The sequence below is a fragment of the Pseudonocardia sp. CA-107938 genome (genome assembly GCF_050936315.1).
GTDB lineage: Bacteria > Actinomycetota > Actinomycetes > Mycobacteriales > Pseudonocardiaceae > Pseudonocardia.
On record NZ_JBNJNA010000001.1, the window covers coordinates 4260559 to 4286583 of the forward strand.

General features: G+C 74.9%; 22 protein-coding genes. 19 read left to right on the forward strand and 3 right to left on the reverse strand.

All coding sequences use genetic code 11. The features are described 5' to 3' along the window. Nucleotides 1–13 precede the first annotated feature (13 nt). The 3 genes from ACQEVB_RS21275 to ACQEVB_RS21285 all read right to left on the reverse strand — a co-directional run bounded on the left by ACQEVB_RS21275 (nt 14) and on the right by ACQEVB_RS21285 (nt 4797). Nucleotides 14–2242 carry a transglutaminaseTgpA domain-containing protein gene (locus ACQEVB_RS21275; protein WP_432974070.1) on the reverse strand — a complete coding sequence of 743 codons (2229 nt, stop codon included), beginning with the start codon at nt 2240–2242 and terminating at the stop codon, nt 14–16. A gap of 223 nt (nt 2243–2465) precedes the next feature. Continuing rightward, nucleotides 2466–3779, reverse strand: a complete 1314-nt coding sequence (locus ACQEVB_RS21280) for a DUF58 domain-containing protein (RefSeq protein WP_432974072.1) — start codon at nt 3777–3779, stop codon at nt 2466–2468. Nucleotide 3780: 1 nt separating this feature from the next. Beyond that, nucleotides 3781–4797, reverse strand: a complete 1017-nt coding sequence (locus tag ACQEVB_RS21285; protein ID WP_432974074.1) for an AAA family ATPase — start codon at nt 4795–4797, stop codon at nt 3781–3783. Between the two features lie 408 nt (nt 4798–5205). Between ACQEVB_RS21285 and mraZ the strand changes: the two genes are divergently transcribed. The 19 genes from mraZ to ACQEVB_RS21380 all read left to right on the forward strand — a co-directional run bounded on the left by mraZ (nt 5206) and on the right by ACQEVB_RS21380 (nt 25955). Next, nucleotides 5206–5637 (forward strand): division/cell wall cluster transcriptional repressor MraZ, encoded by a 432-nt coding sequence (mraZ, locus tag ACQEVB_RS21290; RefSeq protein WP_432974076.1) that lies wholly within the window; start codon nt 5206–5208, stop codon nt 5635–5637. A gap of 190 nt (nt 5638–5827) precedes the next feature. Next, on the forward strand, nt 5828–6817 hold the full coding sequence (rsmH, locus tag ACQEVB_RS21295; RefSeq protein WP_432974078.1) for a 16S rRNA (cytosine(1402)-N(4))-methyltransferase RsmH: 990 nt from the start codon (nt 5828–5830) through the stop codon (nt 6815–6817). 31 nt (nt 6818–6848) lie between these two features. Further along, nucleotides 6849–7526, forward strand: a complete 678-nt coding sequence (locus ACQEVB_RS21300; RefSeq protein ID WP_432974080.1) for a hypothetical protein — start codon at nt 6849–6851, stop codon at nt 7524–7526. Continuing rightward, on the forward strand, nt 7526–9373 hold the full coding sequence (locus tag ACQEVB_RS21305; RefSeq protein ID WP_432974082.1) for a peptidoglycan D,D-transpeptidase FtsI family protein: 1848 nt from the start codon (nt 7526–7528) through the stop codon (nt 9371–9373). The genes ACQEVB_RS21300 and ACQEVB_RS21305 overlap by 1 nt, the downstream gene beginning before the upstream one ends. 197 nt (nt 9374–9570) lie before the next feature. After that, entirely contained in the window at nt 9571–10992 is a 1422-nt protein-coding gene (locus ACQEVB_RS21310; RefSeq protein WP_432980471.1) for a UDP-N-acetylmuramoyl-L-alanyl-D-glutamate--2,6-diaminopimelate ligase, read from the forward strand. Next, nucleotides 10989–12404, forward strand: a complete 1416-nt coding sequence (locus ACQEVB_RS21315; RefSeq protein ID WP_432974084.1) for a UDP-N-acetylmuramoyl-tripeptide--D-alanyl-D-alanine ligase — start codon at nt 10989–10991, stop codon at nt 12402–12404. Before ACQEVB_RS21310 ends, ACQEVB_RS21315 begins: the two co-directional genes overlap by 4 nt. Next, nucleotides 12401–13471 (forward strand): phospho-N-acetylmuramoyl-pentapeptide-transferase, encoded by a 1071-nt coding sequence (mraY, locus tag ACQEVB_RS21320; protein WP_432974086.1) that lies wholly within the window; start codon nt 12401–12403, stop codon nt 13469–13471. The genes ACQEVB_RS21315 and mraY overlap by 4 nt, the downstream gene beginning before the upstream one ends. Then, nucleotides 13468–14856 carry a UDP-N-acetylmuramoyl-L-alanine--D-glutamate ligase gene (murD, locus tag ACQEVB_RS21325; RefSeq protein ID WP_432974088.1) on the forward strand — a complete coding sequence of 463 codons (1389 nt, stop codon included), beginning with the start codon at nt 13468–13470 and terminating at the stop codon, nt 14854–14856. The genes mraY and murD overlap by 4 nt, the downstream gene beginning before the upstream one ends. Continuing rightward, on the forward strand, nt 14853–16172 hold the full coding sequence (ftsW, locus tag ACQEVB_RS21330) for a putative lipid II flippase FtsW (RefSeq protein WP_432974090.1): 1320 nt from the start codon (nt 14853–14855) through the stop codon (nt 16170–16172). The genes murD and ftsW overlap by 4 nt, the downstream gene beginning before the upstream one ends. A 6-nt stretch (nt 16173–16178) precedes the next feature. Beyond that, complete coding sequence (locus ACQEVB_RS21335; RefSeq protein ID WP_432974092.1) at nt 16179–17252, forward strand: UDP-N-acetylglucosamine--N-acetylmuramyl-(pentapeptide) pyrophosphoryl-undecaprenol N-acetylglucosamine transferase; 1074 nt, start codon at nt 16179–16181, stop codon at nt 17250–17252. A gap of 166 nt (nt 17253–17418) precedes the next feature. Further along, on the forward strand, nt 17419–18825 hold the full coding sequence (gene murC / locus ACQEVB_RS21340) for a UDP-N-acetylmuramate--L-alanine ligase (protein ID WP_432974094.1): 1407 nt from the start codon (nt 17419–17421) through the stop codon (nt 18823–18825). Beyond that, nucleotides 18825–19604 carry an FtsQ-type POTRA domain-containing protein gene (locus ACQEVB_RS21345; protein ID WP_432974096.1) on the forward strand — a complete coding sequence of 260 codons (780 nt, stop codon included), beginning with the start codon at nt 18825–18827 and terminating at the stop codon, nt 19602–19604. Before murC ends, ACQEVB_RS21345 begins: the two co-directional genes overlap by 1 nt. A 153-nt stretch (nt 19605–19757) precedes the next feature. After that, entirely contained in the window at nt 19758–21167 is a 1410-nt protein-coding gene (ftsZ, locus tag ACQEVB_RS21350; protein WP_432974098.1) for a cell division protein FtsZ, read from the forward strand. After that, complete coding sequence (gene pgeF / locus ACQEVB_RS21355; protein ID WP_432974100.1) at nt 21164–21913, forward strand: peptidoglycan editing factor PgeF; 750 nt, start codon at nt 21164–21166, stop codon at nt 21911–21913. The genes ftsZ and pgeF overlap by 4 nt, the downstream gene beginning before the upstream one ends. Beyond that, nucleotides 21910–22668 carry a YggS family pyridoxal phosphate-dependent enzyme gene (locus ACQEVB_RS21360; protein ID WP_432974102.1) on the forward strand — a complete coding sequence of 253 codons (759 nt, stop codon included), beginning with the start codon at nt 21910–21912 and terminating at the stop codon, nt 22666–22668. The genes pgeF and ACQEVB_RS21360 overlap by 4 nt, the downstream gene beginning before the upstream one ends. Before the next feature lie 56 nt (nt 22669–22724). Continuing rightward, entirely contained in the window at nt 22725–23555 is an 831-nt protein-coding gene (locus ACQEVB_RS21365; protein WP_432974104.1) for a cell division protein SepF, read from the forward strand. Nucleotides 23556–23559: 4 nt separating this feature from the next. Continuing rightward, nucleotides 23560–23847 carry a YggT family protein gene (locus ACQEVB_RS21370; RefSeq protein WP_432974106.1) on the forward strand — a complete coding sequence of 96 codons (288 nt, stop codon included), beginning with the start codon at nt 23560–23562 and terminating at the stop codon, nt 23845–23847. A 53-nt stretch (nt 23848–23900) separates the two neighbouring features. Then, nucleotides 23901–24755: a DivIVA-like cell division protein Wag31 gene (wag31, locus tag ACQEVB_RS21375; protein WP_432974108.1), complete on the forward strand. Its 855-nt coding sequence runs from the start codon at nt 23901–23903 to the stop codon at nt 24753–24755. 72 nt (nt 24756–24827) lie between these two features. Further along, entirely contained in the window at nt 24828–25955 is a 1128-nt protein-coding gene (locus tag ACQEVB_RS21380) for a hypothetical protein (RefSeq protein WP_432974110.1), read from the forward strand. Nucleotides 25956–26025 lie beyond the last annotated feature (70 nt).

The window sequence follows — 26025 nt, forward strand, 5'->3', positions numbered from 1 at the left end:
CCCGTCGTGGTTCTCAGGTGTGGGCCGGCACGCGTTCCTCGTCGGGGACCGATCCGGCGCCGCGGCGCAGGACGGAGCGGGGGAGCACCCGCTCGCGCAGGGTCAGCGGGGTGCCGGCGACGATCGCCTCCCGGACGACCCGCACCGGCTCGACGAGCTCACCCGGCGCGGGATGCCCGCCGCCGTACCAGCTGGCCTCGACGGATCCGACGACGTGCCGAAGCGCGGTCTGCGCCTCCGAGTCGAGCCGGTGCTCGCGGATCATGCGGCGGGCCGTGCCGCGGACGGTGTCGCTCGATCGGGTGATCAGGTCGCGGTCGGCCGACTCGGCCAGCAGCTCCTCCCAGGCCGCGGCCGCGGCTCCTTGACCGCCGCCGGCCACGGCGGCGAGCCGCTGCCCCCGCTGCCGCCGGCGCAGGATCGACGGTGCCGCCCCCGCGAGCCCGAGCGCCCCCAGGACGAGCACCACCACGAACGGCCACAGCGGGAGGCCGCCACCGGCCGGGTCGTCGGCGGCTGCCGGCACCTGCGGCTCGGACGGCGGCGGCGGCTCGGCCACCGGTGCGGTGTCCGGCCCCTTCGCGTCCGGTGCCTGCTCGTCCTGCGGATCGGTGCCGCCGGCCTGCCGTTCGGCGAGCGCCTCCGCGACGTAGGGCGGGGTGATGGTGCGGCCGTCGGCCAGCGGGGTGGGGTCGAACGTGGTCCACCCGACGCCGGCGACCCACGCCTCCACCCAGGCGTGGGCGTCGGAGGTGCTGACGACGCGCCGGTCGCCGTCCTGGACGCCGCCGGTGAACCCGATCGCGACGCGGGACGGCACGCCGACGGCGCGCAGCATCACCGCCATCGCGGACGCGTACTGCTCGCAGAACCCGCGCTTGCCCACCGTGAGGAACTCGACGAGGGCGTCGTCGCCGCCGCTCGGCGCCGTGGACAGGTCGTAGTGGAACTGCGTGGCCGGCCCGGTGAAGTACTCCTGCAGCGCGACGGCCTTGTCGACGGCGGTGTCGGCGTCGCCCACGACCTGGCGGGCGATGTCGCGGACCCGCGGGTCCACCCGCGCGGCGTCGAGGAACTCCGAGCCGGGACCCGGACCGCGCGCGTCGCGCAGCTGCTGCAGGGTCGGCTGCGTCAGCAGGGTGCGCTCGGTCCACCCCTGCTCCTGGCGGGGCCGGGCGGTGTAGGCGGTGCCGTCGCGGACGTCGTACGACCAGCGGTTCGCGGTCAGCCCGCCGACGCCGAGGGGCTGGCCGTAGAGGGGGAGCCAGTAGTCGCGGAAGGCGAGGTTGGTGATCGTGACGTCGGCGATGTCGCCCCCGGCCGGGTCGGCGGTGAGCGTGCCGGGCAGGGGCGGCCCCGGATCGGGCGGTGCGACCGTCCAACCCGACTGGGGCTGGAAGTCCCGCAGGGTGAGCGCGCGCAGGTAGGTGGGTCGGGGGAGGCCGCCGACCGCGAACAGCTGCGTCGGCTCGCTCTGGGTGAGCTGGCCGCGCAGCGCGGCGAACGGCGACAGCCCGACCCCCGTCGATCCGCCCGATCCGCCCGGCCCGTCGAGGTCGGCGAACCGTCCGGCAGTGCCGACGAAGCCGGTGACGGACCCGACCGCGAGCGCCAGCACCCCGCCCACGACGACGAGCGCGACGCCGCCCACGAGCTGCCGGCGAGCGCCTCGTCGGGCGACGAGGAGCAGGCCGAACCCGGCGGCGGCGGCGCCCATGGCCCACCACGGCAGCAGGGCGTCGGCCAGCGCCGCGGGCACCGCGAACGTCGCGAGCAGCGGCACCCCGGCCGCGGCGGGCGCGCCGGCCCCGACCGCTGCCAGGTACACCGCCGTGGTGACCAGCCCGAACGCCATCGTGATCAGGAAGAGGATCTCCGGCGTGGCCGGGACCGGTGCGATGGTGGTGCTGATCTGGTCGCCCGCGCCGGTCAGCAGCTCGCCGAACCTGGCGAACGTGGCCGGCCCCGGCACGAGACCGAACAACCCGCCGTCGCCGAACCGGGCGGTGAGCAGCATCAGCACCGCCACCAGCTGCCCGATGGTGACGACGGCCGGTCCGGCTCGGTGCAGGGCCAGCCCGACCGCGACCACGACCACCACCGTCATGATCACGGCGCCGAGCCAGCTCAGCTCCAGCACGACGGCCGAGACGGGCGCCGACGCCAGTGCGACCGCCAGGCCGGAGCAGAGCGCGATGCCCCACGGCACCGGCTTGCGCCCCTCAGCGGTCGGGGGGCTCATCGCGGCCTCCTGGCGGCGGGGACGCGTCGACCGGCCGGGGCGAGTGTCGGACCTGGGCACGGCGCCGGCGAGCGCCGACGTGCTCCGCTCCCGGTCGGCGCGTTCACGGCGGCGACCGGCCGGGCGAGGTCGCGCCGATCAAGGGCGAACTGTCGCCAGTCGATCTCCGCGAGCGACATTCCGCCCTTGATCGACGTCGACCTCGGCCCGGCCGCACCGTGGTTCATGACCTGCCCCCGGTGCGCTCCGGGGCGGCACCGGCGACGAGGTCGTCCCACACCTGCTCGAGCGGATCTGCGGCCCGGGCCACCGCGACCCGCCAGCCGGCCCGTCGCAGCGCCGTGGCGGCTGCGTCGGCGCTGCCCGCCCGGCCGCTCGCCGGGTCCCACGTGTCGACGTCGAGGAGCACGGCGTGCCCGCCGCTCGCCCGCCGGGCCAGGAACGCGTCGAGCTGGCCGGGCCGGATCGCGCCGAGCACGGCCACGACGTCGCCCGTGCGGTCGAAGGCCGGTCCCACGAGGTCGTTGCGCGCGGACGCGCGCAGGGAGGCGAGCGCGTCGAGCAGCGGGTCGATGGCGGTGACGTGGCCGCCGGTGGCGGCCTCGCCGGACGGGCCGCCGCTGCCGAGCACCTCGACGCCGTCCTCGGTGACGAGGGTGACGGGCTCGCCGCGGCCGATGAGGTGGGCGCAGACGCTGCCGGCGAGGCTCACCGCGAACTCCAGGCTGGAGTCGGCGCCGCGCCCGCGGTGCGCCTCGTCGCGGCGGTCGAGGAGCACGGTCATGCCGCCGCGCCACGGCCGTTCCTCGAGCCGCACCATCAGCTCGTCGTGGCGGGCGGTGCTGCGCCAGTGGACGCGGCGCAGCTCGTCGCCCGCGCGGTACGGCCGCACCAGCACGTCGGACGTGCCCTGCCCCTGGTGGGCGAGCGCGGCACCGGGCGTGCCCTCGCCGGCACCGAGCGCGGGGGGCAGGCCGCGCAGCGGCGCGGTGCGCGGCAGCGCGAGCACGCGGGTGGCGCCGGCCAGCTCGCGCTCGAACTCCGCCAGCGCGAGCGGGTCGGAGATCGTGCAGGTCAGCGGTCCGATGCGGTGCACGCCGCGCGTCACCGGCCGGATCGGGTAACGCAGCTCGGCCCGGCCGCGGGCGGAGAGGCGGTGCACGGTGAACCGCGGCGGCGCCGCGGGCAGGGGACCGGCGGCGTCGGGCACGGTGTCGATCAGCCGCAGCGCCCCGACGAGGGCCGGCCCGCGCAGCGCGAGCACCACGGCCGCGTCCGATCCGACGGGCAGCCGCGGCGGGTCGACGGTCCGCGCGACGGCCATCACCCGGCGCACCCGCGCGGCGAACAGGACCGCGAGCAGCGGCAGCAGCCCGACGAACACGCCGATGCGCAGCAGGTCCCGCTCGTCGAGGACGAGCCCGCAGGCGGCCGTGGCGATGCCGCCGGCGATCAGGCAGCGCCCCCGGGTGGTGAGCCCGGCCAGGCGTCCCCGCTGCCCCCGGGCCAGGGCCTGCCGGGTGGCACCGGACGACACGTCAGCCCGGCCGGCCGGGCGCCGGCACGGGGGAGCGGCCGACCAGCCCGCGGACGAGATCGGTGGCCGAGCGCCGGGCGGCGACCGCGTCCGGGGTCAGCAGCAGCCGGTGGGCGAGTACGGGCACGGCCACGGCCTGCACGTCGTCGGGCACGACGAAGGCGCGCCCGGCGAGCGCGGCCTGCGCCCGCGCCGCGCGGACGAGCTGGAGCGTGGACCGCGGGGACGCGCCGAGCCGCACGTCCGGCATCCGGCGGGTGGCCGCCACCAGCTCGACGCAGTACTGCCGCACCTCCTGCCCGATGTGGATGCGGCGGACCATCTCGACGACGGTGGCGACCCGCCGGCCGTCGGTGACCGGGCGCAGGACGCGCAGCGGGTCGGCGCCCGCGTGCTCGTCGACCATGGCGAGCTCGGCGGCCGCGTCCGGGTAGCCGACGCTGACCCGGCACGTGAAGCGGTCGCGCTGGGCCTCCGGCAGCGGGTAGGTGCCGTCCATCTCGATCGGGTTCTGCGTCGCCACGACCATGAACGGGCTGGCCAGCTGGTAGGTGTTGCCGTCGACGGTGACCTGGCGCTCGGCCATGGCCTCCAGCAGCGCCGACTGCGTCTTCGGCGAGGCGCGGTTGATCTCGTCGGCGATCACGATGTTGGCGAAGACCGGCCCTGGCCGGAACTCGAACTCCGAGGTCTGCCGGTTGTAGATCGACATCCCGGTGATGTCGCCGGGCAGCAGGTCCGGCGTGAACTGGACGCGGCTGACCGCGCTGTCGATGGTGCGGGCGAGCGCCTTGGCGAGGGTGGTCTTCCCGACCCCCGGCACGTCCTCCACGAGCAGGTGACCCTCGGCGAGCAGGGTGATCAGCGCGATCCGGACGACTTCCGGCTTGCCGACGATGATCCGGCCGATCGAGCCGGCGATCCGGTTGGCCAGGTCGGCGACCTCCGCCAGCGCGGCCGGGGCGAGACCGGTGTCGGGGCTGCCGTCGGCTCCGGCCCGGCTGCTCGTCGCGGTCACCCGACCTCCTCGCGTGTGCCCCGTGGGGCCCGCGGTCCTGGGCCCCACCCTCTGTGCTGCGTCCAGCGTCGCACCCAGTCTGTCAAACCGCTGAGAGGGCGCGACCTCCCCATCGCAGCCACCCGGGCCCGCGGCGCCCCCACCCGGGCCCCCCACTTCACCCCACCACCGCCGCGGAAACCCGTTCCCGGGCCGTTCCGCGCGCGATTCCGGCCGATTTCGACACCCGGAGCGGTGAAGCGGCCGCCGGCCTCCCCACCTCGCCCCACCGGCTCTGACCTGCGAAAGCATGCACCGACCGGGGGACTTGGGGGCGCTTCGCGGTTTGACGGTGGTGGGAAGTGGGGTAATGTGGTGATCGCTGGGGGCACGAGGGTCCTCCAGCCCAGCCCAGGGGAGGTCGGGCCGGTGTTTCTCGGCACCTACACCCCCAAGTTGGACGACAAGGGGCGGCTCACGCTGCCCGCCAAGTTCCGGGACGAGCTGCGAGGCGGACTGATGATCACGAAGGGGCAGGACCACTGCCTGTACGTGTTCACCAAGGAGGCCTTCGGCGAGCTCGCCAGGAAGGTGGCCTCGGCTCCCCTCACCAGCGAGTCGGCGCGCGTCTTCCAACGCAACCTCTTCTCCGGCACCGACGAGCAGAACCCCGACGGTCAGGGCCGCATCGCCATCACCCCGGAGCTCCGCCGTTACGCCGGACTGTCCAAGGACTGCGTGGTGATCGGCGCGTTCACGCGCGCCGAGATCTGGGATGCGCAGGCCTGGCAGGACTACCAGGACAGGCACGAGGACACCTACGCCCAGGCGCAGGAGGAGGTGCTCCCCGGCCTGATCTGACGGTGGGACGGACCCGGCGCGCTGCGGCGGTGTCTCGACCCGGTGGCCCTGGCGCACCTTCCCCGGTGCCAGGTCCGCCGGGTGGGGGCATCGCCGCGGCACTCGGCCCACGGCGGTGACGTCGGGAACGTTCGTGACCGGCAGATCGGGGCATCGGGGGTGACGGCGACACGGGGCTAGGGAGGCAAGGGTGGGACAGCACCCTGACGACGGGGCCGTGCCGGCTGGGGCCAGGCACGTACCGGTCGCCCTACCCCGTGTCGCCGAGCTCCTCGCGCCGGCGCTGTCCGTCGACGGGGCCGTCCTGGTCGACGCGACCCTCGGCCTCGGCGGGCACGCCGCCGCGCTGCTGGCGCGGCACCCGGGGCTGACGCTCGTCGGGCTCGACCGTGACCCGGACGCGCTGGAGATCGCCCGGCGCCGGCTCGCCGCGCACGCCGAGCGCGTCCACCTCGTCCACACCGTCTACGACGGCATCGGCGAAGCGCTGGCCGGGCTGGGCATCCCCCGGGTGCACGGCGTGCTGTTCGACCTCGGGGTCTCGTCGCTGCAGCTGGACGCGGAGGCGCGCGGCTTCTCCTACTCCCGCGATGCCGACCTCGACATGCGGATGGACCCCACGACCGGGCCGACGGCCGCCGACGTTCTCAACACCTACCCGGTGCCGGCGCTGGCCCGGCTGCTGCGCGAGTACGGCGAGGAGCGGTTCGCCTCCCGCATCGCGGCCGCCGTGGCCCGCCGGCGCGAGCAGGCGCCGCTGCGGCGCAGCGCCGAGCTCGTCGAGCTGCTGTACGAGGCCGTGCCGGCGGCGTCGCGGCGCACCGGCGGGCATCCGGCGAAGCGCACGTTCCAGGCCCTGCGCATCGAGGTCAACGGCGAGCTGGACGCGCTGCGCGCCGCCCTGCCCGCCGCGCTCGACGCGCTCGCCGTGGGCGGGCGCATCGTGGTGCTCTCCTACCAGTCGCTCGAGGACCGCATCGTCAAGCGCGAGCTGGCGGCGCGCGCGGCGTCCACCACCCCGGTGGGGCTGCCCGTCGAGCTGCCCGGGCACGGCCCGGAGTTCACGCTGCTCGTCCGCGGGGCCGAGCAGGCCGACGAGGACGAGATCGCCGCCAACCCGCGGGCGGCGCCCGTGCGGTTGCGCGCCGCCGAGCGGATCGCTGAACGGCGCCAGCCATGACCATCAGGCGGACGACCGACGGGAGGGTCGCATGAGTGCACCGGTGACAGAGCGTCCGCGCACCGGGACGCCCACGATCCCCGACCAGCGCACCAGGTCGCGCCGCACCGGTGCCGCGGGTCGGGGGCGCGGCACCGAGGGCGTCTCCCGTCGGGGAGCTGCCGAGCGCGCGTACCAGCGTCGCGACGACCGGCTGCGGCGCCTGGGCGGGCTGTGGGCCGGTTACCGCCTGGGGCGCGCCGCGGCCACGCCGGGACGCACCCCGTTCGTCCTGCTGGTGATGGCGCTGCTGGGGATCGGGCTCGTCGCGATCCTGTGGCTGTCCACCGCCGCCGCGGCCGACTCCTACAAGCTGACGGACGCCCGTTCGGCGGCCCGCACGCTGCAGGAGCAGAGCGAGGTGCTGCGCCGGGAGGTCGCGACGAAGGAGTCGGCCCCGGAGATCGCGCGCCAGGCCGAGGCGCTGGGGCTGGTCGTGGTCCGTGACCCGGCCCGGATCGTCGTCGCGCCCGACGGCACGTCGTCGGTGGTCGGCCAGCCGCGGGCCGCCAGCCGTCCGGCACCGCCCGCGCCCCCCGCGGCCGAGCAGCCGGCGCCCGCGCCGGACGCCGCCGCCCAGCCCGGTGGCGAGACCTCCGAGGCGTCCACCCAGCAGGAGCAGACCCCCACCGAGCAGAACCCGCCCGCTGCCGGCGCAGGGCGCGGCTGATGCCCACTGCCCCGACCCGCAGGAGACCTGTGCGCGCGGCACCGCCGCCGCCGGTCCGCCGCCCGGCGCCGCGCCGGCCCGCCCGCACGGGTGGGCTGCCGGTGCGGCTGCGGATGGGCCGCCTGCTGCTGGTCGGGGTCCTCGCGGTCGCGACGCTGAAGCTGGTGACCGTCCAGACGATCGACGCCGGCGACCTGACCAAGGCGTCGCAGCGCCAGGCCAGCACGCCCATCCTGCTGCCGGCCGAGCGCGGCGCCATCGTCGACCGGGACGGGCGCCCGCTCGCGTTCAGCGTCGACGCCCGCGCACTGGTGACGAACCCGCGCACCATCCGGGACGGGCACAAGGACGACTACCAGGCCTACGTCACGCGCATGGCGGCCGAGGTCGCTCAGGTCACCCACCAGGACCAGCAGGCGATGTACGACCTGATCACCCGCGACAGCGGGTACGTGGTGCTGGCGAAGCTGGTGGACCCCGCGGACGCGCGGCAGCTGGAGGACCGGTTCGTCGAGATCGCGGAGGAGCGCCGGGAGGACCGGCAGTACCCGGCCGGATCGCTCGCGTCGAACCTGGTCGGGGTCGCCACCTGGGACGCCGACGGGAAGAAGCTGACGGGCCGGATCGGCCTGGAGAGCTCGCAGGAGAACCTGCTCGCCGGCTCGGACGGGCTGCGCGTCGTCGACACGGCGGAGAACAGCAACACCGTCATCCCCGGCAGCACCCGGTTCGAGCGGGCCGCCGTGCAGGGGTCGAGCATGCAGCTCACCATCGACTCGGACCTGCAGTTCACGGTGCAGAAGGCGCTGTCGGACTACGTGGCCCGCACGGGCGCGAAGGCGACGTCGTCGGCCGTCGTGCTGGACTCCCGGACGGGTGAGGTGCGCGCGCTCGCCACCGGGGAGACGTTCGACCCGCGCAACCTCGCCGACGCGCGGAGCGAGCAGATGGGCAACCCCGCGGTGTCGAGCCCGTTCGAACCCGGCTCCGTCAACAAGGTCGTGACGATGGCGGCGGCGCTGGAGTACGGCGTCGCGAAGCCCGACGACGTGCTCGCCGTGCCGGGCAGCATCAAGGTCGCCGACCGCACCGTCAACGACGCGTGGAAGCACGGCACCGAGAACTACACGCTGACGGGGGTCCTGGCGAAGTCGTCCAACGTCGGCACGATCATGACCGCGCAGAAGGTGGGGGAGGAGCGGTTCGCCGACATGCTCGCCCGCTTCGGGCTCGGCCAGCGCACCGACGTCGGGCTGCCCGGCGAGTCGGCCGGCCGGGTGCCGGCGCGCGACACCTGGTCGGGGTCGACGTTCGGCAACCTGCCGATCGGGCAGGGCCTGTCCATGACGGTGCTGCAGATGGCCGGCATGTACCAGGCGGTGGCCAACAACGGCGTGCGCATCCCGCCGCGGATCATCGCGTCCACCACCGGCCCCGACGGGGTGCGGACCGTGCCCCCGGCACCCGCCGGGGTCCAGGTGGTGTCGCCGGAGACCGCCGCGAAGCTGCGCACGATGCTCGTCGCCGTCACGCAGAAGGCGCCGAAGCAGACCGGCACCGGCCCGCAGGCCGCCGTGCCCGGGTACGAGGTGGCCGGCAAGACCGGCACGGCGCAGCAGGTGGACCCGCGCTGCGGCTGCTACTCGGCGTCGACGTACTGGATCACGTTCGCCGGGATGATGCCCGCGAACGACCCGCGCTACGTCATCGCGATCATGCTGGACGCCCCGCAGGGCGGCACCAGCGCCGCACCCCTCTTCCACGACATCGCCAGCTACCTGGGCCAGCGCGAGCGGCTCCCCGTCTCGGATGCGCCGCCGCCGGTGCAGACGCTGGTGGTGCCCTGAACACGGTTCGGCTTGTTGACGTTCCGGGCCGTGACGGCCGCGGCACGAGCGGTGCGCCCGAGGGGGCCGGTGGGGCTCTCGGTAGCCTTCCGCGCGTGCCATCCGCCAGCCCGACGACCGTGCCGGCTGCGATCACGCGGCCGCGCACCGTGGTCCCTGCGACCGCGGGTGAGCTGGCCGCGCTGACCGGCGCCGACATGACGGGCGCGGCCGGCGCGCTCGTCTCCGGGGTCACGCTGCGGGCCTCCGACGTGGGCCCCGGCGACCTGTTCGCGGCCCTGCCGGGCAGCCGCGCGCACGGCGCCGAGTACGCGGGTGACGCGCTGGCCCGCGGCGCCTCCGCGGTGCTGACCGATCCGGCCGGGGCGGAGCACCTGAACGGTGGCACCGTGCTGGTCCACGAGAACCCGCGCGCGGTGCTGGGCGTGGCCGCGGCCCGCGTCTACGGGGACCCGACGCAGCACCTGGGCGTCGTCGGCGTCACAGGGACCAGCGGCAAGACGACGGTGGCGCACCTGCTGGAGGCCGGGTTCGTCGCCGCGGGCCGGGTCGCGGGACTGATCGGCACCGCCGGCACCCGCATCGCCGGACGGAACGTGCGGAGCGCGCTCACCACCCCGGAGGCGCCGGACCTGCAGGCCACGTACGCGGTGATGCGCGAGGCCGGCGTCACCGACGTGGCGATGGAGGTCTCCAGCCACGCGCTGGTGCAGGGCCGGGTCGCCGGCACCCGGTTCGCGGTGGTGGCGTTCACCAACCTGTCGCAGGACCACCTGGACTTCCACCGCGACATGGACGACTACTTCGCGGCGAAGGCGAGCCTGTTCGACGGCCGCGCACCGCGCGCCGTGATCTGCGTCGACGACGAGTGGGGGCGCACGCTCGCCGCGCGCGTGCCGGACGCGGTCACCGTCGCCACGGGCGGCGCGGCCGACTGGCGCGCCCGGGACGTCACGTCGGCGGCCGACGGCACCCAGACCTGCGTGGTCGACGGCCCGGACGGGATCGCCGTGCCGCTGCGCCTGCCGCTTCCGGGCCTGTTCAACGTGGCCAACGCGCTCGTGGCGCTGGCCTGCCTGCACGCGGTGGGGGTCGCCCCCGAGGTGGCCGCGGCTGGGTTCGCCGACGTGCGGGTGCCCGGCCGGATGCAGCGGATCGAGGCCGGTCAGGACTTCCTCGCGATCGTCGACTACGCGCACAAGCCGGCCGCGGTGGCCGCCCTGCTGGACACGCTGCGCGCGCAGGTGCCGGGCCGGCTGCTGGTCGTGCTGGGCTGCGGTGGCGACCGGGACCGCGGCAAGCGGCCGCTGATGGGAGCCGCTGCGGCCGCGCGGGCGGAGCTGCTCGTCGTCACCGACGACAACCCGCGCAGCGAGGACCCGGCAGCCATCCGGGCCGCGATGCTGGAGGGTGCGCTCGCCGAGCCCGCGCACCACGAGGTGCGGGAGATCGGCGACCGGCGCGCCGCCATCGCCGCCGCCGTCGCCGCTGCTCGTCCCGGCGACGCCGTGATCGTCGCCGGCAAGGGACATGAGAAGGGCCAGGAGGTGCACGGGGTCGTGCACCCCTTCGACGATGCTGCAGAACTCGAGGCAGCACTACGGGAGCACGACTCATGATCGAGATGCGGCTGGCCGACGTGGCCGCCGTGACCGGAGGCCGGTTGCACCGCGCGAGCGGGGACGAGCGGGTCACCGCCGTCGAGTTCGACTCGCGCTCGGCCGGGCCCGGCACCCTGTTCCTCACCCTCCCCGGCGCCCGCGTCGACGGGCACGACTTCGTGCCCGACGTGCTGGCCGCCGGCGCGACGGGCGTGCTGACCGCGCGCGACCTGGACGTTCCCGGCGTGGTCGTGCCGCTGGGGGAGCGCTCGACCGACACCTACCTGGGCGCCACCGACCCGGACGGGTCCGGCGCCGGCGTGCTGGCCGCGCTGGCGGCACTGGCCCGCCACCAGATGGCGCAGCTGCCGCAGCTGCGCACGGTCGGCATCACGGGCAGCGCCGGGAAGACGTCGACGAAGGACCTGGTCGCCGCGCTGCTGGCGCCGCTGGGGCCGCTGGTCGCGCCGCCCGGCTCGTTCAACACGGAGCTGGGGATGCCGTGGACGGCGCTCCGCGCCGACGAGACCACCCGCACGCTGGTGCTGGAGTACTCGGCGCGCCGCGCCGGGCACATCGCCGGGATGGCCCGGATCGTCACGCCGGACGTCGCGGTCGTGCTCAACGTCGGCTCGGCGCACCTGGCCGAGTTCGGCTCCGTCGAGGGCATCGCGCAGGCCAAGGGCGAGCTGGTGGAGTCGCTGGCCCCGGGCGGGGTGGCGGTGCTCAACGCCGACGACCCGAACGTGCTCGGCATGGCCCCGCGCACCGCCGGCCGGGTCGTCACGTTCGGTCGCAGCGCCGGCGCCGACGTGCGCGCCGAGGACGTGCGGCTGGAGGCGGCCCGTCCCCGGTTCTCCCTGGTCACGGCGGCCGGTAGCGCGCCGGTGGCGCTGCAGCTCGTCGGCGAGCACCAGGTGTCGAACGCGCTCGCCGCGGCCGCCGTCGCCGTGGAGCTGGGCGTCGACGTCGAGACGGTCGCGAAGCTGCTCAGCGCCGCCACCCCGGCGTCGCGGTGGCGGATGGAGGTCACCGACCGGTCCGACGGCGTCACTGTCGTCAACGACGCGTACAACGCCAACCCGGACTCGATGCGGGCCGGCCTCCGCGCGCTGGAGGCGCTGGGCGCCGGCCGGCGCACGTGGGCGGTGCTGGGGCCGATGGGCGAGCTCGGCACGGAGATCGACGCCGCCTACGCCTCCGTCGCCACGACCGCCCGCGAGACCGGGGTGGCCGAGCTGGTCGCCGTCGGGCCGACGGGCTACGCGGCCACGTTCGCCGGCGCCCACGAGGTCCCCGACGTCGACGCCGCCGTGGAGCTGCTGCGCGACGCGCTGCGCCCCGGTGACGTCGTCCTGATCAAGGCCGGCCGGGTCGCCGGTCTGGAACGCATCGCCGCGCAGCTGCTCGCCGGGGAGAACGCCCGGTGAGGGGCATCTTCATCGCGGCCGGGGTGGCGCTGGCCGTCGCGATCCTGCTGACCCCGTACCTGATCCGGTTCTTCGCGCGGCAGGGCTTCGGCCAGGAGATCCGTGCCGAAGGCCCGACCACCCACCAGGCCAAGCGCGGCACGCCGACGATGGGCGGCGTCGCGATCCTGATCGCGATCTGGCTGGGCTACGTCGTCGCGCACCTGCTGTCGAACGAGCCGGTGTCGGTGTCGGCGCTGCTCGTGCTGGGCCTCACGACGGCGCTGGGCATCGTCGGGTTCCTCGACGACCTCATCGGCATCCGCCGGCAGCGCAACCTGGGCCTGAACAAGACCGCGAAGCTCGTCGGCCAGCTGGTCATCGCGATCGTGTTCGGCGTGCTGGCGCTGCAGTTCCGCAACGCCGACGGGCTCAGCCCGGCCTCGACGAACCTGTCGTTCGTCCGCGACATCGCGATCCTGTCGTTCGGCGCGGTCGGGTTCGTGGTGTTCGCCTACGTCGTCATCGGGGCGTGGTCGAACGCGGTCAACCTCACCGACGGGCTCGACGGGCTCGCCGCCGGAACGTCGGCGATGGTGCTGGCCACGTACACGATCATTGCGTTCTGGCAGTTCCGCAACAGCTGCGCGGTGCTGTCGGCGGCCGGCTGTTACCAGGTGCGCGACCCGCTCGACGTGGCGATCGTCGCCGCCGCGGCGATGGGCGGCTGCATCGGGTTCCTGTGGTGGAACGCCGCGCCGGCCCGCATCTTCATGGGCGACACCGGTTCGCTGGCGCTCGGCGGGTTGGTCGCCGGCCTGTCCATGGTCACCCGCACCGAGCTGCTGCTCGTCGTCATCGGCGGGGTGTTCGTGGTGGAGATACTGTCCGTGGCGCTGCAGATCGCGGTGTTCCGCACGACCCGACGGCGGGTCTTCCGCATGGCCCCGTTCCACCACCACTTCGAGCTGGCCGGCTGGGCCGAGACCACGGTGATCATCCGGTTCTGGCTGCTCGCCGCCATGTGCGCGGCCCTGGGCCTCGGCCTGTTCTACTCGGAGTGGCTGACGGAATCGGCAGGCCTGTGACGCCGCCGGTGATCGCGGGATCCCGGGTGCTCGTGGCCGGGGCCGGGATCTCCGGCCTTGCCGCCGCCGAGGCGCTCGTGACCGCCGGTGCGCACGTCACCGTCACCGACGCGAACCCGGCCGCCCTGGCCGACCTGCCGGCCGGTGCCGTCGCCGGGGACGACCCGGACGCCGTCCCGGACGGCACCGCGTTCGTCGTCACCTCGCCCGGACGGCGCCCCGACCACCCGCTGGTCGCCGCCGCCGCGAAGGCCGGCGCGCCGATCGTGGGGGAGCCCGAGCTGGCGTGGTGGCTCGGCGCAGCCCGGCCGGAGCCGCCGACGTGGCTCGTCGTCACGGGCACCAACGGCAAGACGACGACGGTCGGCATGCTCGACTCGATCCTGCGCGCGGCCGGCCACGACTCCGTGGCCTGCGGCAACATCGGCCTGCCCGTGGTCACCGCGGTGGCGGCCGGGCACCGGGTGCTCGCCGTCGAGCTGTCGAGCTTCCAGCTGCACTGGTCGCCGTCGGTCGTGCCGGCGGCCGGGTGCGTGCTCAACGTCGCCGAGGACCACCTCGACTGGCACGGCGGGATGCCCGCCTACGCCGCCGCCAAGGCCAGGGCGCTGGTCGGGCCGGTCGCCGTCGCCGGCATCGACGACCCGCGCGCCGCCGTGCTCCTCGCCGCGGCCCCCGCGCCGCGCCGGGTCGGCGTCACGCTGCACGTCCCCGGCCCCGGCCAGCTCGGCATCGCCGCCGGCGAGCTGGTCGACCGCGCGTTCGGGGACGTCGCGCTCGCCGACGTCGCCTCCGTGACGCCCGGCGGCCCGCCCGGCCTCACCGATGCGCTGGCCGCGGCAGCGCTGGCCCGCGCGCACGGCGTCACCCCGGCCGCCGTGGCCGCCGGCCTGGCCGCCTTCCGGCCCGGCGGGCACCGCGGCGCGGTCGTCGCCGAGCACGCCGGCATCGGCTACGTCGATGACTCCAAGGCCACCAACCCGCACGCCGCCCGCGCCTCCTTCGCCGCGCAGGACGGGCACCGCGTGGTGTGGGTGGTCGGCGGGCTGCTCAAGGGCGCGTCCGTCGACGACCTCGTCGCGGAGGTGGCCGGGCAGCTGCGCGGGGTGGTCGTGATCGGTGTCGACCGTTCGGCCGTACTGGCGGCTCTCGCGCGACACGCGCCCGACGTCCCCGTACGGGAGGTCACCGCGGGTGACGATGGGGCCATGACCGGGGTGATGCCTGCTGCTGTCCGCGCCGCGACGGAGCTCGCCGAACCCGGCGACGTGGTGCTGCTCGCCCCGGCAGCCGCGTCGATGGACCAGTTCCGCGACTACGCCGAACGCGGCAACGCCTTCGCCGACGCGGCCCGCGCGCAGGCCGGCGCAGGGATCGGCGCATGACCGCGGCACCGCCCGTCACACCCAAGGACGGCATGCGCAAGGCCCGCCACGGCATCGGCCGGGCCCTGCTCGCCGTGCAGCAGTGGCTGCGCCGCCCGCTGACCTCGCTGCACCTGGTGCTCGGCATCTTCGCCATCCTGACGCTGTTCGGGCTGGTCATGGTGCTGTCGGCGTCGTCGGTGCAGGCCTACACGGTGAACGGCTCGTCGTACTCGGTGTTCACCCGGCAGCTGATGTTCTGCGTGCCGGGGCTCGCGCTCTTCTGGCTGGCGATGCGGGTGCCTCCCCGCACCCTGCGCTCCTGGGCACCGGCGCTGCTGGTGATCTCGGTGCTGCTGCTGGTGGCGGTGCTCGCCGTCGGCGTGGAGCGCAACGGGTCGAAGGCGTGGTTCGCGATCGGCAGCTTCTCCTTCCAGCCGTCGGAAGGGGTGAAGGTGGCGCTCACGCTGTGGGGCGCGCACGTCCTCGCCGCCCGCCGCGCCGTCATGCACCGCTGGAAGTACGCCCTGTCGCCGGTGGTGCCGGTGACCGTCGTGATCCTCACGCTGCTCGTGCTGCAGCCCGACCTGGGCATGACGATCTCGATGGGCATCGTCGTCATCGCGCTGCTCTACTACGCCGGGGCACCGCTGCGGCTGCTCGCGGTGCTCGTCGGCGGCGCGATGATCGGCGCGCTGGTGCTGGCGCTGTCGGCGAGCTACCGGCTCGCCCGCGTCACCGCGTTCTTCGCCCCCGACAGCGACGCCGCGCTCAAGAGCGGCTACCAGATCAAGCAGTCGCTGTACTCGCTCGCCGACGGCGGCCTGTTCGGTGTGGGCCTCGGCCAGGGGCGCGCCAAGTACTACCTGCCGCAGGCGCACAACGACTTCATCTTCGCCGTCATCGGCGGCGAGCTGGGGTTCGTCGGCGCGTTCCTCGTGCTGGCCCTGTTCGGCCTGCTTGCGTACACCGGCCTGCGCATCGCCGCCCGCAACACCGACCCGTGGCTCAAGATCGTCGTCGCGTCCTGCACGACGTGGCTGGTCGCCCAGGCCGCCATCAACGTCTGCTACGTCGTCAACCTGCTGCCCGTCACCGGCCTGCAGCTGCCCCTGATCAGCTCCGGCGGCACGTCGCTGGTCGTCACGATGTTCGTGTTCGGCCTGCTCGCCAACGCCGCCCGGCACGAGCCGGAGGCGATCGCGGCGCTCCGCCAGCAGGGCGGCGGTGGCCGGTTCACCGGGCGCGTCACCCGGTTCCTGCGCCTGCCGGCGCCGCAGCCGTACAAGGCGCCCGCCGCCCGTCCCCCTGCCCAGCGCACCAGTTCCCGGAGGTAGTCCCGAATGTCCGTCTCGGTGGTGGTGGCCGGTGGAGGCTCCGCCGGTCACATCGAACCCACCCTCGCCGTCGCCGACGCGGTGCGCCGGCTCGCCCCCGACGCACGGGTGACGGCGCTGGGCACCGAGAAGGGCGGCCTCGACACCACGCTGATCCCCGCGCGGGGCTACCCGCTGGAGCTGATCCCGCCCGTGCCGCTGCCCCGCAAGCCGACGGCCGACCTGCTGCGGCTGCCCGGCAAGGTGCGCGCGGCCGTGCGCCGCGTCCGCGAGGTGCTGCGCGAGGTCGACGCCGACGTCGTCGTCGGGTTCGGCGGGTTCGTGGCGCTCCCGGCCTACCTGGGCGCGCGCGGGCGCGTCCCGATCGTGGTGCACGAGGCGAACGCGCGCGCAGGCCTCGCCAACAAGGTGGGCGCCCGGTTCGCCGCGCGGGTCGCGGCCGCCACCCCGGACACCGGGCTGCCCGGCGCCGAGCTGGTCGGCATCCCGCTGCGCGCGTCGATCACCGGGCTCGACCGGGCCGGGCTGCGCGCCAAGGCCCGCGCCGAGTTCGGCCTGCCCGCCGAGGGTCCGGTGCTGCTGGCGTTCGGCGGTTCGCTGGGCGCGCGCACCATCAACAACGCGGTCGCCGAGGCCCTGCCCGGGCTCGTCGACGCCGGCATCGCCGTCCTGCACTCCTACGGCAAGGCCGGCACCCCGGGGCCGGACCTGCCCGGCTACGTCGCCCGGCCCTACCTCGACGACATGCCGCTCGCCTACGCCGCCGCCGACGCCGTGCTCGGGCGCGCGGGCGCGATGACCGTGGCCGAGGTGTCGGCGGTCGGGTTGCCGGCGATGTACGTGCCGCTGCCCATCGGCAACGGCGAGCAGGCGCTCAACGCCGCCCCGGTCGTCGCGAAGGGCGGCGGCCTGCTCGTCGTCGACGCCGAGTGCGACGGGCCGCGGGTGCTCGCCGAGCTCGTCCCGATCCTGACCGACCCGGAACGCCTCGCCACGATGGGCGCGGCGGCCCGCGCGTCCGGCCACGCGCACGCGGCCGACCGGATGGCGGAGATCGTGCTGGAGGTGGCGCGCGGATGACCGCGAGTTGCCCGGTCCAGGACCGCGAGTTGCCCGGTCCAGGACCGCGAGTTGCCCGGATCGGGACGGCGAGTTGCCCGGATCCTGACGGCCGGTGGAAGTACCGGTCCGGCCAACTCACCGTCCCGAACGGGGCAACTCGCGGCGTGGTGGACGGGGGCGGGCGATGACCGCCGGCACCGGCCCCGTCGAGCTCGCCGAGCGGGTGCACCTCATCGGGATCGGCGGTGCCGGCATGAACGGCATCGCCCGGATCATGCTGGCCCGCGGGCTGACCGTCTCGGGATCGGACGCCAAGGACTCCCGGGCCGTCATGGCGCTGCGGGCGCTCGGCGCCGAGGTGTCGGTCGGCCACGACGCCGCCCACCTGCCGCCCGCCCCGGCGACGGTCGTGGTGTCGAGCGCCATCCGCGAGTCCAACCCGGAGCTGGCCGGCGCCCGCGAGCGCGGCCTGCCGGTGGTGCACCGCGCCCAGGCGCTCGCCGCGTTGACGGCCGGCCGGCGGCTGGCCTGCGTGGCCGGCACCGCCGGCAAGACGTCCACCACGTCGATGCTGACGGTGGCGCTGCAGCACTGCGGTCTCGATCCGTCTTTCGCGATCGGCGGCGACCTGACGTCCGGCGCCGGCGCGCACGAGGGCAGCGGCGAGGTCTTCGTCGCCGAGGCCGACGAGAGCGACGGCTCGTTCCTGGCGTTCTCCCCGGCGGTCGCGGTCGTGACGAACGTCGAGCCCGACCACCTCGACCACTACGGCACCCCCGCCGCGTACGAGGCCGTGTTCCGCGACTTCGCCCGCTGCATCACACCCGGCGGTGCGCTCGTGACCTGCGTCGACGACCCCGGCGCCGCGGCGCTGGCCGCCGACGCCGAGGCCGCGGGCGTCCGGGTGCTGCGCTACGGGCGCAGCGCGGACACGCAGGCCACCCTGCTCGACTACCAGCCGGACGGCACCGGCTCGCGGACGCTGCTGCGCCACGGCGGCGTCGAGCACCGGCTGCGGCTGGCGGTGCCCGGCGAGCACATGGCGATGAACGCGCTCGGCGCGCTGCTGGCGGGCCTGGAGCTGGGGGCGACCGTCGAGGGGATGCTCGAGGGCCTCGCCGTGTTCGACGGTGTGCGGCGGCGCTTCGAGTTCCGCGGCCGCGCGAAGGGCGTCGCCGTCTACGACGACTACGCCCATCACCCGGCCAAGGTGGCCGCGCAGCTGCGGGCCGCCCGCGACGTGCTGGCAGACGGCCCGGGTCGGCTGGTCGTGGCGTTCCAGCCGCACCTCTACTCGCGCACCCGCGACTTCGCCGCCGACTTCGGCACGGCGCTCGGGCTCGCCGACGAGGTCGTCGTGCTCGAGGTGTACGGGGCCCGCGAGGACCCCGAGCCCGGCGTGAACGGCGGTCTCGTCGCCGACGCGGTGCCGTTGCCGGCCGAGCACGTGCACTACGTGCCGCGGTGGGCCGACGTGCCGGCCGTGGTGGCCGGGCTCGCCCGCCCCGGCGACCTGGTGATCACCATGGGTGCCGGCGATGTGACGGTCCTCGGGCCGGAGATCCTGCTGCAGCTCGAGGCGAGCAGCTGATGGCGCGCCCGCGGCGGCGGGGGGCGGTGGCCCTGGAGGAACCGCCACCCGGCGTCCCGGTGCAGGAGGAGCGGCCACCGGCCGTCCACCCCCGGGTGTTCCGGCGCCGCCGGGTGATCGCGCTGGTGGTGCTGGTGCTCGTGCTGGCGGGGTTGGGCGTCGGCGCCCGCGTGCTGATCCACGACGCCGGCCTGTTCGACGTCGAGGGCGTGTCGGTGACGGGCACGGTGACCCTCTCTCCGGACGAGGTGATCGCGGCCGCCGCGGTCGCCCGCGGCGTCCCGCTGGCCGACGTCGACACGGCCGCCGTCGCCGCTCGGGTGGCCGCCCTCCCCGCCGTGGCGACGGCGTGGGCGGAGCAGGCGTGGCCGCACACGGTCGCCGTCACCGTCGTCGAGCGGGTGCCCGTCGGGGTCGTCGCGACGGGTCGGGGCGACGCGCTCGTCGACACCACCGGCGCCGTCTACGCCGGGGAGGCGCCGCCCGGCCTGCCGCGGTTCGACATCTCCGGCGCGGGCCCGGACGACCCGGCCACGCGGGCAGCGGTCGCCGCGCTGGGCGACCTGCCACCGTCCGTGCGGGCCGAGCTGCAGACAGTCGACGCGACCGCGTCCGCGGGCTCGACACAGGTCACCTTCGAGCTGACGAAGAACCGCCGGGTACGGTGGGGTTCACCCGATCGCGGGCCGGACAAGGCGGCGGTGCTCGTGCCGCTGCTCGCTCAACCCGGCCACGTGTTCGACGTCGCGAGTCCCGACCTGCCGACCGTCACGCGCTAGCCGAGCGGAGAAAGTCAGCAGGTAGACGCGACACAGAAGGCAACTCGCACGGCGCGCCTGGTGGACCCGGGGTGGGTCGCGCACCTAGCGTGCGAGGCGGTGGCCCGACCTCCCCGGGTCGGACATTCGAGAGCTGAGCTGGAAGGTGCCCTCATGACACCCCCACACAACTACCTGGCCGTGATCAAGGTCGTCGGCATCGGTGGCGGCGGTGTCAACGCCGTCAACCGCATGATCGAGGTCGGGCTCAAGGGTGTCGAGTTCGTCGCGGTCAACACCGACGCGCAGGCCCTGCTCATGTCGGATGCCGACGTCAAGCTCGACATCGGCCGCGAGCTCACCCGCGGCCTGGGTGCCGGCGCCAACCCGGAGGTGGGGCGCAAGGCCGCCGAGGACCACCGCGAGGAGATCGAGGAGGTCCTCAAGGGGGCCGACATGGTCTTCGTCACCGCGGGCGAGGGCGGCGGCACCGGCACCGGCGGGGCACCGGTCGTCGCGTCGATCGCGCGCAAGCTCGGCGCGCTCACCATCGGTGTCGTGACCAGGCCGTTCACGTTCGAGGGCCGCCGCCGCGCCGGCCAGGCCGAGGACGGCATCCAGCAGCTGCGCAACGAGTGCGACACGCTGATCGTGATCCCCAACGACCGGCTGCTGCAGCTCGGTGACGTCGGGGTCTCGCTGATGGACGCGTTCCGCTCGGCCGACGAGGTGCTGCTCTCCGGTGTCCAGGGCATCACGAACCTGATCACCACCCCGGGTCTGATCAACCTCGACTTCGCCGACGTGAAGTCGGTCATGTCCGGCGCCGGCAGCGCGCTCATGGGCATCGGGTCGGCGCGCGGGGAGAACCGCGCCGTCACCGCGGCCGGCAAGGCGATCAACTCGCCGCTGCTGGAGGCGTCGATGGACGGCGCCCAGGGCGTCCTGCTGTCCATCGCGGGTGGCTCCGACCTGGGACTCTTCGAGATCAACGAGGCGGCGTCGCTCGTCCAGGAGGCGGCGCACCCCGAGGCGAACATCATCTTCGGCACCGTGATCGACGACTCGCTCGGCGACGAGGTGCGCGTCACCGTGATAGCGGCCGGGTTCGAGGCGGGCGGGCCGACGCACAAGAAGCTGGAGCCGGAGGCGTTCGGCCGCCGCACCGGCGCGATCGCGCCCGGCGTGAGCGGCACCACCAGCAGCAGCACCACCAGCAGCGCCACGACCAGCAACGGAAACGGCAGCGCCACCGGACAGCCGGCGCCACGGCCGAACGGCCAGGGCAATGGGCACACCGGGGCCGCCGGTCCGACGGCGAGCGCGGCACCGCCGGCCCGCCCGAACCAGACCGGCACCTTGCCGCCGGCCGCGTACACGCCGCCGGAGCCGCGCCGGCCCGAGGTCCCGGCCACGCCGCCGGCCGCGCAGCAGCCCGTCCAGACGGTGCAGACCGTGCAGACCGCGCCGCCGCCGGCTCCGGCCGTCGAGCGCCCGTCCCCGGGCATCGCACCGCCGGCCGCCGCCGTCGAGCTCGACGACCTGGACGACGACGTGGACGTTCCCCCTTTCATGAAGCGGTGACCGCTGCGCGCGTCCGGCGGGTGGTCACCACCCGCGCAGGCGGCCACTCGCGGGAGCCGTTCCGCAGCTTCAACCTGTCTGCGGGCGTGGGCGACGACCCGGACGCCGTGCGGGCCAACCGCGCGCGGCTGCGCCGCGAGCTGAAGGTGCCGGTGACGTTCCTGCGGCAGGTGCACGGCACCGCCGTCGCCACGGTGACGGAGCCGACCGGGCTGGACGACCCCGACATCGACGACACGGACGCGCTGGTCACGGCCACGCCGGGCGTCGGGATCGCGGTGCTGGCCGCCGACTGCGTGCCGGTGCTGCTCGCCGACCCGGTCGCCGGAGTCGTGGGGGCGGCGCACGCCGGGCGCGTCGGTGCCGCGGCCGGGGTCGTGCCGGCCGCCGTCGCCGCGATGACGGAGCTGGGCGCCGACGTCGGCCGCATCGAGGTGCTGCTCGGCCCGGCGGTGTGCGGCGCCTGCTACGAGGTGCCCGCCGCGATGCAGGCCGAGGTGGACGCGGCGCTGCCCGGCAGCGCCGTGCGCACCCGCACCGGCACCAGCGGCCTCGACATCCGGGCCGGGCTCTACCACCAGCTCGTCGCTCTCGGGGTGGCGAAGGTGGGGGCCGACCCGCGCTGCACCCGCGAGGACCGCGCGCTGTTCAGCCACCGGCGGGACCGACGCACCGGCCGCCTCGCCGCGATCACCTGGCTCGATCCCGTACGAGACCCCGCACGAGACACGGACGGCGGGCGGTGACGGGACCGTCACCGGTCAGGGCGACCCCGGAACGGGTGGCCGAGCTGACGCACCGCTTGGCCGCCGTCCGCGCCCGGATCGCCGCCGCCTGCGCCGCTGCGGGGCGCGACGAGTCGTCCGTCGACCTGCTCGCCGTCACCAAGACGGTGCCCGCCGTCGACGTCGCCGCGCTGCTCGACCTGGGCCTCACGGCGTTCGGCGAGAACCGGATCCAGGAGGCCGGGGCGAAGGTCGCGGCCGTCGCCGGACTGCGTCCGGACGCCGAACCGCGATGGATCGTGGTCGGCGGGGTGCAGCGGAACAAGGCGAAAGCCGCCGTCCGCTGGGCCGATCGGGTGGAATCCGTCGACTCCGCGCGGCTCGCAGACGCCCTCGACACTGCCGTTCGGCGCGCCCTGGATGCCGATCAGCGTTCTGCTCCGTTACCGGTTCTGCTGCAGTACAGCGTGGACGGTGACCCTGCGCGCGGCGGCGTCCCCCGAGCGGACCTGCTGGCGCTCGCCGAGCACGTCACTGGGTGCGCCGGGCTGCGGCTCGACGGTCTCATGGCGGTCGCGCCGCTCACCGGAACCGGCACCGAGGAGGCCTTCGCGGACATCGCCGAGGCCGCTGCCGAGCTCCGTGCGGAGCACCCCGCGGCGGCCGTCCTGTCGGCCGGCATGAGCGGCGACCTGGACGTGGCGATCCGTCATGGTTCGACCGTGGTGCGTGTCGGAACGGCCCTTGTGGGGGAACGGCGGATAACCTCCCGGTGATCGCTGGCCCGCTCGCGGGGGCGGCCGGCCTGCGAGGCGTCGATGATGGGAGCGCAATGGGCGCGATGTACCGGCTCAAGGCCTATTTCGGCATGGTTCCCGCCGACGAGATGGGGGAGTACGTCGAGGGCGATTACGAGCCGGGATACGCCGCCGGATCCGCGTCCGGACGCCACGACGAACGGTCGGTGCGCGACGGCGCGGACGGCTGGGACGAGCGCTCCGACCGCCGCTGGGCCGATGACGAACGGTCCTCCTACGACGACGAGTGGGACCGCCGACCGGCCCGCGCAGCGCGCGCGGACCGCGGCGGGGAGCGGGTCGTCACCACCGTCCGCGATCACGTCCGCGCCTCCGGACTCGCGGGTGCCGCGGGTGGCGGACCGGCCGTCCGGGGTGCTCTCGCGATCGACACCGACACCCGTCGCGATCGGGAGTTCTCCCTGCGTGCGGCGGGTGCGCGAGATGGTTCGGCCGATGTCGGAACGACCGGCGGGACGGCCCGCGGCGGGGCGACCGTGCCCGAGCAGCGTGATCAGCCCGCGGCCCGTCCGGCGTCCGCTCCGGCCCGCATCGTGACCCTGCACCCGCGCAGCTACACCGAGGCGCGCGCCATCGGTGAGCGGTTCCGCGACGGCGTGCCCGTGATCATGAACCTGACCGAGCTCGACGCGGCGTCCGCCAAGCGGTTGGTCGACTTCGCGGCCGGACTGGTGTTCGCCCTGCGTGGAGGCTTCGACAAGGTCACCAATCGCGTGTTCCTGCTCACGCCGGCCAACATCGAGGTGTCGGCCGACGACGCCCGCATGCTGGCAACTCGATCGGTGAGCAGCACCGTGGGTGCGACAAGGGTGGATGCGGATCGCGGCGGGTTCCGCCAGGATTGAGGGCGTGCCGCTACCCGTCCAGATCGCGATCTACTACGCGCTGTTCTTCTTCTGGCTCCTGCTGACAGCGCGGATCGTCGCCGAACTGGTCCGTGCCTTCGCACGCCAGTGGGTACCGGCAGGGCCCAGTGCCATCGCCCTCGAGCTGATCTTCACGATCACGGACCCTCCCGTGAAGTTGTTGCGGAGAGTGATCCCGGTCGTCCGGATCGGGGGCGTCGGGCTGGACCTGTCGATTATGGTTCTGTTGCTGGTCGTGTTCATACTGATGAACGTTGCCCAGCCGACGTAGTCGCGAGCCCCAGTCGCACTACGCCGCCGCCGAGGACTGCATGAGGTGATCCGATGCCGCTGACTCCCGCCGACGTGCACAACGTCGCGTTCAGCAAGCCCCCGATTGGGAAGCGGGGGTACAACGAGGACGAGGTCGACGCGTTCCTCGACCTGGTCGAGGCCGAGCTGGCCCGGCTGATCGAGGAGAACGAGGACCTGCGCGAGCAGGTCTCCGACCTCGAGCAGCGCCTCGGCAACGCCCAGGCCGACCTGGAGGACGCGCGTTCGCGCCCCCAGCCGGCCATGAACGGTCCGGTCTCGCCGCCCACGCAGCAGATCCGGTCCGTCGAGCCGCCGCCGATGCAGCGCTCCATGGAGCCGCAGCGCATGGGCCCGCTCGGCGACGCCGACGGTGGTGACCACCACGTGCAGGTCGCGAAGGTCCTGTCGATGGCCCAGGAGATGGCAGAGCGGCTCACCGCCGAGGCCAAGTCCGAGGCCGACTCGATGCTGACCGACGCGCGCACCAAGTCGGAGCAGCTGCTCTCCGAGGCGCGCACGAAGTCGGATGCGCTGGTCAACGACGCGCGCTCGCGCGCCGAGACGATGCTCAACGACGCCCGCACCCGCGCCGAGACGCTGGAGCGGCAGTCGCGCGACAAGGCTGCGTCGCTGGTCGGCGACGCCGAGCGCAAGCAGTCCGAGATCATCGGCTCCATCACCCGCGACAAGTCGGTGCTGGAGAAGAAGATCGACGAGCTGCGCACGTTCGAGCGCGAGTACCGCACCCGGCTCAAGACCTACCTCGAGTCGCAGCTGCGTGACCTCGGGGAACGAGCCTCCGCGGCCCCGTCCGAGAGCAGGGCCGGCTCGAACGGCGGCTACGCGGCCTCCGGCTACGGCCCGCGTGCCGACGCCGGTAGCTGACAACCGCCGCGCAACCAACCACATCCGGCGGTGCGGCCACCTGTGATCGCTCCGCCGCACCCGGAGTGAATCGTGCTGCTGCTGGTCCTGATCCTGGTCGTGCTCGCCTTCGGCCTGCTCGTGTTCGCGCCGCAGGCAGGGAGCGTGCTGGCGGCCTGGGCGGCGGTGGCGCTGAGCGCCATCGCCGGGCTGGTCCTGCTGGTCGACTGGATGCAGCGACGGTCCGCGATGCGGGCTGGTGCGGCCTCGCTGGAGGCGGCGGGCCACCGCCCGCCGAACCGTGACCTGGAGTACCAGCAGGATCCCGAGCCGGCCACCGAGGTGCTGCCGGTGATCCCGCCGGCCGGTCCCGGGCCGCAGCCGGGCCAGCCGGCCCAGGTGGAGGGGCCCACCGCGCTCACACCGCGCGCGGACGCCGGTGCACCCGAGGGCGCGGCGGAGAACGTCGCCGATGCCGGTGTCGACAGCCGCTTCGACGGCCTGGACGACAGCCAGCAGACCGTTCTGATGCCCGCGGTTGAACCGTCCGGCTCTTCCGCTCGACCGTCCAGCGCACCCGACGGAACCGCCCCTTCGAGCGGCCCTTCGTCACCCAGCGTGACGAAAGACGGGTCGACGGCGGCGGCGGACGACCCGTCCGAGGGGGACCGGGTCGCCGAACCAGCCCAAGCCGATGCCGGTGCGACGGTGCTCGTCGACACCCGGAAGCGACCGGCCACGGAGGCGCCGACCACGACCGTCGACCGCAGCGCCGTACCCGCGGCCGACGCTCCTGCCACGAAGGCCGAGCCGGCCGTCACGGAGGCCCCCGCGCCGGCCGCGGCGGCGGAGCAGACCCGGGCCGGCGACAGCCAGCTCTCGGGCAGCGACCTGTTCGGCGCCGGGGAGCAGCGGGCGGCCCAGGAGCCGGCCGCCGCGCAGCAGCCTGCCGAGGCTGCTCCCGAGGAGGCCGCGACCCTGGGCGAGCCGCCGGTCGAGCAGAGCGAGCCGGCCGCGGCCGCGCTCGTCGCCACGCTGGAGGACGAGGTCGTCGTCATCGACGAGCAGCCGCGCTACCACGTGGTCGGCTGCAAGGGACTCACCGCGCACGAGCCGATCCCGATCCCGGCCCGCGAAGCCGTCGAGCTCGGCTTCACCCCGTGCGGCTGGTGCAGCCCCGACCGCACCCTCGCCGAGCGCCACCCCGCCGCCACCCGCTGACACCGGGCCGGGAACAACCCGGTCGACGCCGGCGCTACCCTTGTCGCACAGGCACCGATCCGGCCATCAC

Bases quoted from the DNA above. Each gene is read 5' to 3' on its own strand.
- ACQEVB_RS21275 (WP_432974070.1), bottom strand. From the start codon at position 2,242: ATGAGCCCCCCGACCGCTGAGGGGCGCAAGCCGGTGCCGTGGGGCATC.
- ACQEVB_RS21300 (WP_432974080.1), top strand. From the start codon at position 6,849: ATGAGTGCACCGGTGACAGAGCGTCCGCGCACCGGGACGCCCACGATC.
- ACQEVB_RS21305 (WP_432974082.1), top strand. From the start codon at position 7,526: ATGCCCACTGCCCCGACCCGCAGGAGACCTGTGCGCGCGGCACCGCCG.
- ACQEVB_RS21310 (WP_432980471.1), top strand. From the start codon at position 9,571: ATGACGGGCGCGGCCGGCGCGCTCGTCTCCGGGGTCACGCTGCGGGCC.
- ACQEVB_RS21315 (WP_432974084.1), top strand. From the start codon at position 10,989: ATGATCGAGATGCGGCTGGCCGACGTGGCCGCCGTGACCGGAGGCCGG.
- ftsW (WP_432974090.1), top strand. From the start codon at position 14,853: ATGACCGCGGCACCGCCCGTCACACCCAAGGACGGCATGCGCAAGGCC.
- ACQEVB_RS21335 (WP_432974092.1), top strand. From the start codon at position 16,179: ATGTCCGTCTCGGTGGTGGTGGCCGGTGGAGGCTCCGCCGGTCACATC.
- murC (WP_432974094.1), top strand. From the start codon at position 17,419: ATGACCGCCGGCACCGGCCCCGTCGAGCTCGCCGAGCGGGTGCACCTC.
- ACQEVB_RS21345 (WP_432974096.1), top strand. From the start codon at position 18,825: ATGGCGCGCCCGCGGCGGCGGGGGGCGGTGGCCCTGGAGGAACCGCCA.
- ftsZ (WP_432974098.1), top strand. From the start codon at position 19,758: ATGACACCCCCACACAACTACCTGGCCGTGATCAAGGTCGTCGGCATC.
- ACQEVB_RS21365 (WP_432974104.1), top strand. From the start codon at position 22,725: ATGGGCGCGATGTACCGGCTCAAGGCCTATTTCGGCATGGTTCCCGCC.
- wag31 (WP_432974108.1), top strand. From the start codon at position 23,901: ATGCCGCTGACTCCCGCCGACGTGCACAACGTCGCGTTCAGCAAGCCC.